Raw genomic sequence first — 6,564 nt, forward strand, 5'->3', positions numbered from 1 at the left:
GGAGACGCCGCCATGGCAGGCAAACGCTTGGCAATCATAGACGACGACGCCGCGGTGCGGCAGTCGCTGGTCTGGCTATTGGATGGCCAGGGTTATCAGGCCGCCGGCTTCGACAGCGGCGAGGAATTCCTGGCCTGCCCGGACGGCGGCGATTTCAACGGCATCATCCTGGACCTGCGGCTGTCCGGCATGAGCGGCATCATGCTGCTGGAGAAGCTGGCCGGCTGGCCTTATTGCCCGCCGGTGATCATGCTCACCGCCCATGGCGACGTGCCGCACGCGGTGGCGGCGCTGAAGCTGGGCGCGCTGGACTTCATGGAAAAACCCTTCGACGACGAACGGCTGCTGGAACGCGCCGAGGCGGCGGTGTTGCGCGACGAGCAGAACCGCTTGCTGCATGGCCGCCGCAGCAAGGTGTCCGCCGCGCTGTCCTTGCTGACGGACCGTGAGCGCGAGGTGATGCAGTTGATCCTCACCGGCAAGCTGAACAAGCAGATCGCCGAGGAGCTGGCCATCAGCATGAAGACGGTGGAAGTGCACCGCGCCCGCGTGTTCGACAAGATGGGCGTCAAATCCGCGGTGGAGCTGGCCGGCCTGTTGGCCAGCCAGAGCCCGGCCAATGGAGGCAAGCGCTGATGGGCAGCAAGCAACCGGTATCGGTGCTGGTGGTGATCCATGCCATGGACGGCCAGGCGCTGCTGATCGAGCGCGCCGACAAGCCCGGCTATTGGCAATCCGTGACCGGCAGCCGCGAAGGAGATGAGTCCTTGCGCGACACCGCGCTGCGCGAGCTGGCCGAGGAAACCGGCCTGATCCTGGAACGCGACGATGTCCGGCTCAGCGATTGGGGCATCGTCAACCGCTATGAAATCTACCCGCATTGGCGTCACCGCTACCCGGATGGCGTCACCCACAACGACGAGCATGTGTTCGGCCTGTGCCTGGAGCGGCCGCTGGCGGTGACGCTGGCGCCGCGCGAGCATCTGGCCCAGCTGTGGCTGCCGTGGGACGAGGCCGCCGCCAAGGTGTTTTCGCCGTCCAACGCCGAGGCGCTGCGCTTGCTGCCGCAAAAACTGGCCGCGGCGACGCAGGCGTGAAGCCGCTGATCTGGCTGGCCGAGGACGAGGCCGGCATCGCCGACACCCTGGTCTACACGCTGGAAACCGACGGCTTCGCGGTGGAGTGGTTCGAGCGCGGCCTGCCGCTGCTGGAGCGCCTGGCCGCCGAGCGGCCGGCGCTGTGCATCCTGGACGTGGGCCTGCCGGACATCAACGGCTTCGAGCTGTGCCGCCGCCTGCGCGAGCGCACCGATGTGCCGCTGATGTTCCTGACCGCGCGCAGCGAGGAGATGGACCGCATCATCGGCCTGGAAATCGGCGCCGACGACTATGTGGCCAAGCCGTTTTCGCCGCGCGAGGTCAGCGCCCGGGTGCGCACCATTCTGCGTCGTTACACCAAGGGCCAGACGCCGGCCGCCGCGCCGGCGCCCGCCGGTTTTGAGCTGGACGAGGCGCGTGCTTGCGTGCATTTCGCCGGCCACAAGCTGAACCTGACCCGCTATGAATACCTGTTGCTGAAAACCCTGCTGGCGGAGCCGGGGCGGGTGTTTTCGCGCCAGCAACTGATGGAGCGGGTGTGGCGCGACGCCGAGGACAGCTTCGACCGCACCGTGGACACTCATATCAAGACCCTGCGCGCCAAGCTGCGCGACATCGATCCCGACGCCCAGCCCATCCAGACCCATCGCGGCCTGGGCTATAGCTTGAGCCTCTGACCCCATGCGCTTCGGCCTGCGGCTGTTCCTCGGCTATTTCCTGATCGTGGCGGTGGCCGGCTGGTTCGTGCTGGCCATTTTCACCCAGGAGGTGAAGCCGGGCGTGCGCCGCGCCACCGAGGGCACGCTGGTGGACAGCGCCAATGCGCTGGCCGGGGTCGCCGCCGCCGACATCGCCGACGGCGACATCGGCAACGGCCGGCTGGCGCGGGCCTTGCGCGGCCCGCCACGGCCGCCGATAGGCGCCAATATCTCCGGCATCGTCAAGAACAATATGGAATTCCGCGTCTACGTCACCGACGCGCGCGGCGTGGTGATCTTCGATTCCAGCGGCCGCGACCTGGGCCGCGACTACTCGCGCTGGAACGACGTTTACCGCACGCTGCGCGGTGAGTACGGCGCGCGCAGCACCCGCAGCAAGCCGGATGACGAAAACAGCAGCGTGATGCACGTGGCCGCGCCGGTGCGGCTGGATGGCCGCATCGTCGGCGTGCTGACGGTGTCCAAGCCCAATGTGGCGATGGAGCCGGTGATACGCCGCAGCGAGCGCAAGATCATGCTGGCCGGCGGCGCGCTGCTGGGCGCGGCTTTGTTGATAGGCGCGGTGATGGTGTGGTGGATCAACCGCTCCATCCGCCGGCTGGTGGGTTATGCCGAGGCGGTGGCGGCCGGCGAGCCGGCGCGCTTGCCGCGGCTGGGCAGTCCGGAGCTGGACAGCCTGGGCCAGGCGGTGGAGGCGATGCGGCGCAAGCTGGAAGGCAAGGAGTATGTGCAAGCGTATGTGCACACGCTGAGCCATGAACTGAAAAGCCCGCTGGCGGCGATACGCGGCGCCGGCGAGCTGCTGCGGGAAGATCCGCCGCCGGAAACGCGACGCCGTTTCATCGACAATATCCTGGCGCAAAGCCTGCGCATGCAGCAGTTGATCGAAAGACTGCTGTGGCAGGCTCGGGTGGAATCGCGGCTGCGGCCGGACGCCCAGGCGCTGGACTGGCCGGCCTTGATCGCGGAAACCGTGGACGGCAAGGCGCTGGCCGCCGCGCGGCGCGACGTGGAGTTTGATTGCCGGCTGGCGCCGGCGGCCTTGAACGGCGACCGCCTGCTGCTGGCGCAGGCGCTGTCCAATCTGCTGGACAACGCGCTGGAGTTCAGCCCGCCGGGCGGCGTCATCGAGCTGAGCGGCGCGCCGGAAGAGGGCGGCTATCTGCTCCGCGTGCGCGACCATGGGCCGGGGGTGCCGGATTATGCGCTGGAGCGGGTGTTCGAGCGCTTTTATTCCTTGCCGCGGCCGGACAGCGGCAAGAGCACCGGCCTGGGCCTGAGCCTGGTGCGCGAAGTGGCGCAGCTGCACGGCGGCCGCGCCGAACTGCTTAACCATGCCGATGGCGGCGCCGAGGCGCGGCTGTGGCTGCCGCCGGGCTGAGCCCGCTTCGATAGCGAGCGGCTTCGGCCCACTTCACCGAGACTTCACACGGGCTCATTCCCGCTTCATCGCCTGGATTTAGGCTGTCTCCCGTCATAGATCCAGGAGACAAGCGATGAAGAAAAACCCCTTATTGACCAAAATACTGATCCTGCTGGCGCTGTCCTTGGCGCTGCTGGTGCCGGTGAGCGCGATCAGCAATCTGATTTCAGAACGCAAGCACTACCAGGAAGAAGCGGTGGAAAAAGTGGTGGCCAGCACCAGCGGCGAGCAAACCGTGATCGGCCCGGTGCTGGTGATTCCCTATGTGGAAACCGTGGAGGAGAAGCAGAACGGCAAGACCCAGAGCGTCAAGCACGAACTGGAGCGCTATGTGCTGCCGCGCCAGCTGGCGGTGGACAGCAAGCTCAAGGTCAGCCCGCGCGCGCTGGGCATCTACCAGGCGCTGATCTTCGGCAGCGAAGCCGGCTTCAGTGGCCATTTCGAGATTCCGCCGCAGCCGGATCTGTTCAAGCCGTCGATTCAGTTGAAGACCCCCTATCTGGCGGTGGGCATCAGCGATCCGCGCGGCATCGGCAAGGTGCCACAGTTGAACGCCGGCGGCAAAGCGCATCCATTCTCCGCCGGCGCCGGCCTGCCGCATATGAGCGAGGGCATACACGCGCCGCTGCCGCAGTTGCTGGACCTCGCCAAGCCGCAGACGCTGCCGTTCGCCTTTCAGCTCAATCTGCAGGGCACCCGCAGCATCAGCTATGTGCCGGTGGGCGAAAGCAGCACGTTGAGCCTGACGTCCAACTGGCCGCACCCCAGCTTCATCGGCAACTTCCTGCCGCTGCAGCGCAGCGTGGACGCCAAGGGCTTCAAGGCGCAGTGGGAGAGCAGCTGGTTCGCCAATAATCTGAACGACCGTTTCCAGCAAGCCGCCTTCAGCGACGGCAAATCCGGCCTGAGCGCCTTGCCGGCCTTCAGCACCGGCCTGGTGCAGCCGGTGGATCAGTATCAACAGAATGAGCGCTCGGTCAAATACGCGGTGCTGTTCATCGGACTGACCTTCTTGTCCTTCTTCCTGCTGGAAACGCTGCGCAGCCTGCGCGTGCACCCTATCCAGTACGTGCTGGTGGGCATGGCGCTGGTGATGTTCTTCCTGGTCCTGCTGGCCTTGTCCGAGCACCTGGGCTTCGGACCGGCCTATCTGCTGGCGGCGGCGGCCTGCGTCGGCCAGATCGGCTTCTACGTCAGCCATATCCTGGGCGGCTGGAAGCGCGGCCTGGGTTTCGCCGGACTGCTCAGCCTGCTGTACGCGGTGCTGTACGGCCTGCTGCAGTCCGAGGACAACGCGCTGTTGCTGGGCAGCTTGCTGCTGTTCGCCGCCCTGACCGCGATCATGACGCTGACGCGGCGGCTGGACTGGTATCGCTTCTCGGTGCGCAGCGAAGACACGGCGGCGGAAGCGCCGCTGCCTTCGCCCCCGGAGCAGTCTTGAATACCGCGGCATTGACATCGGCATGATTTTACGGATTCACAAAACCGCCATCATCGAGTAATGCGCTCTCGCTATCGTTTTCCCGCCCGGCCATCTTCCGGGCGGGGCGCCGGCCCGGATACGTCCCGGGCCGGCGGTTTTCCATTGCGGCTCCGCGCTGGCGCCGCCATAAAACGACTAGCTTCCGATGACGCATACCACTCTCACGCCGGCCCGCTGGGCGCGCTGGCTGGCCGCCTGCCTGCTGGCGGCCTTGCTCGCCGGCTGTATCGGCGACAGCAATCAAGACCCGTCCGGCCAGCCGGGCAATGGCAATTCCAATCAAACCAAACCGCCGGCCAAGCTCAGCTGCGCGCCCTGACCGGACCCTCCGCCATGACCGATACCCCCGTTTCCTCGTCCCGCCGCCAGTTCATCAAGCGCGGCGGCGCGCTGGCCGCCAGTTCCCTGACGCTGTCCCTGCTGCCGGCCTCCATTCAGCGCGCGCTGGCGATTCCCGCCAATAACCGCACCGGCACGCTTCAGGATGTCGAGCACATCGTGATCCTGACCCAGGAAAACCGCGCTTTCGACCATTACTTCGGCAGCCTGGCCGGGGTGCGCGGCTTTGGCGATCGCTTCCCGCTGCCGCTGGCGGACAGCGCCTTGCTCAAGCGCAAAAGCGTATGGTTCCAGACCAACCAGGGCAATAGCCTGACGCCGCCGCGCGTGGTGGCGCCGTTCCACCTCAACACCGCGCAGACTTTCGCCTATATGCGGGTGGAGGGCACGCCGCATGTGTGGTCGGACGCGCAATACGCCTGGGGCAAGGGCGTGATGAACGCCTGGCCCACCTATAAGCAGAACCACGCCATGGGGTACTTCAAGGAGACGGACCTGCCGTTCCAGTACGCGCTGGCCAATGCCTTCACCCTGTGCGACGCCTATCACTGCGCGTTTCAGGGCGGCACCAATCCCAACCGCGTGTTCCTGTGGTGCGGCGGCAACGATCCACAGCAACAGGGCAAGGGCCCGGTGATCGCCAACGCCTACGACTCGGTCGATTACAACCCCAAGGGCGGCTACACCTTCAGCACTTACGCCGAGCGGCTGGAAGCGGCCGGGGTGAGCTGGAAGATTTACCAGAACATGGCGGACAACTTCACCGACAATCCGGTGGCCGGCTTCCGCAGCTTCCGCGCCGCCTACTTTGACGAGCCCGGCGCCAAGCCTGCGCTCAAGGACAAGGGCTTGTCCACCTGGACGCTGGACGATCTGCGCCGGGATGTGCAGGCCAACCGCCTGCCCCAGGTCAGCTATATCGTCGCCACCGCCGAGGGCTCGGAGCATCCCGGCCCGTCCAGCCCGGCGCAGGGCGCCGATTACACCGCCCGGGTGCTGGATGCGCTGACATCCAATCCGGAGGTGTGGAGCAAGACGGTGTTCCTGGTCAATTTCGACGAGAACGACGGTTTCTTCGATCACGTGCCGCCGCCGGCCGCGCCCAGCTATCTGAGCTGGGACGCGGATCCGGCCAAGGCGGTGCTGGCCGGCGCGTCCACCGTGGCCACCGACGGCGAATACCATCATCTGCGCAGCAGCGAGACCGGCAATGAGCGCGCCGACCTGATCCACGTGCCTTACGGCCCGGGACCGCGGGTGCCGATGTACGTGATCTCGCCATGGAGCCGCGGCGGCTGGGTCAATTCCCAGGTGTTCGACCACACCTCGGTGATCCGCTTCATCGAGCAGCGCTTCGGCGTCAAGGAACCCAACATCACCGCCTGGCGGCGCGCGGTGTGTGGCGATCTGCTGTCCTGCTTCGACTTCGTCAACCCCAATGCCGAGCTGCCCAAGCTGCCGGCCACCGCCGCGCTGGCGGCGCGCGCGCGCGCCTTGCCCGGC

The 6,564-nt window shown here is 66.5% G+C and carries 7 protein-coding genes; all 7 read left to right on the forward strand.

The window, feature by feature from the left end; genetic code table 11:
* Positions 1 to 12 precede the first annotated feature (12 nt).
* Positions 13 to 636 carry a response regulator transcription factor gene (locus LQT98_RS05595; protein ID WP_048408920.1) on the forward strand — a complete coding sequence of 208 codons (624 nt, stop codon included), beginning with the start codon at positions 13 to 15 and terminating at the stop codon, positions 634 to 636.
* On the forward strand, positions 636 to 1,097 hold the full coding sequence (gene nudB / locus LQT98_RS05600; protein WP_231461434.1) for a dihydroneopterin triphosphate diphosphatase: 462 nt from the start codon (positions 636 to 638) through the stop codon (positions 1,095 to 1,097). The genes LQT98_RS05595 and nudB overlap by 1 nt, the downstream gene beginning before the upstream one ends.
* Entirely contained in the window at positions 1,094 to 1,774 is a 681-nt protein-coding gene (creB, locus tag LQT98_RS05605; RefSeq protein WP_231461435.1) for a two-component system response regulator CreB, read from the forward strand. Before nudB ends, creB begins: the two co-directional genes overlap by 4 nt.
* Before the next feature lie 4 nt (positions 1,775 to 1,778).
* Positions 1,779 to 3,197, forward strand: coding sequence for a two-component system sensor histidine kinase CreC (creC, locus tag LQT98_RS05610; protein WP_231461436.1), 1,419 nt, complete (start codon positions 1,779 to 1,781; stop codon positions 3,195 to 3,197).
* 115 nt (positions 3,198 to 3,312) lie between these two features.
* A complete protein-coding gene (gene creD / locus LQT98_RS05615; protein ID WP_231461437.1) occupies positions 3,313 to 4,680 on the forward strand; it encodes a cell envelope integrity protein CreD in 1,368 nt (455 codons plus the stop codon).
* Between the two features lie 187 nt (positions 4,681 to 4,867).
* Positions 4,868 to 5,041 (forward strand): hypothetical protein, encoded by a 174-nt coding sequence (locus LQT98_RS05620; RefSeq protein WP_156183774.1) that lies wholly within the window; start codon positions 4,868 to 4,870, stop codon positions 5,039 to 5,041.
* Positions 5,042 to 5,055: 14 nt separating this feature from the next.
* Positions 5,056 to 6,564: phosphocholine-specific phospholipase C (locus LQT98_RS05625; protein WP_231461438.1), on the forward strand; the 1,509-nt coding region annotated here is incomplete at its 3' end.

It is taken from the genome of Chromobacterium aquaticum, assembly GCF_021129195.1.
GTDB lineage: Bacteria > Pseudomonadota > Gammaproteobacteria > Burkholderiales > Chromobacteriaceae > Chromobacterium > Chromobacterium aquaticum.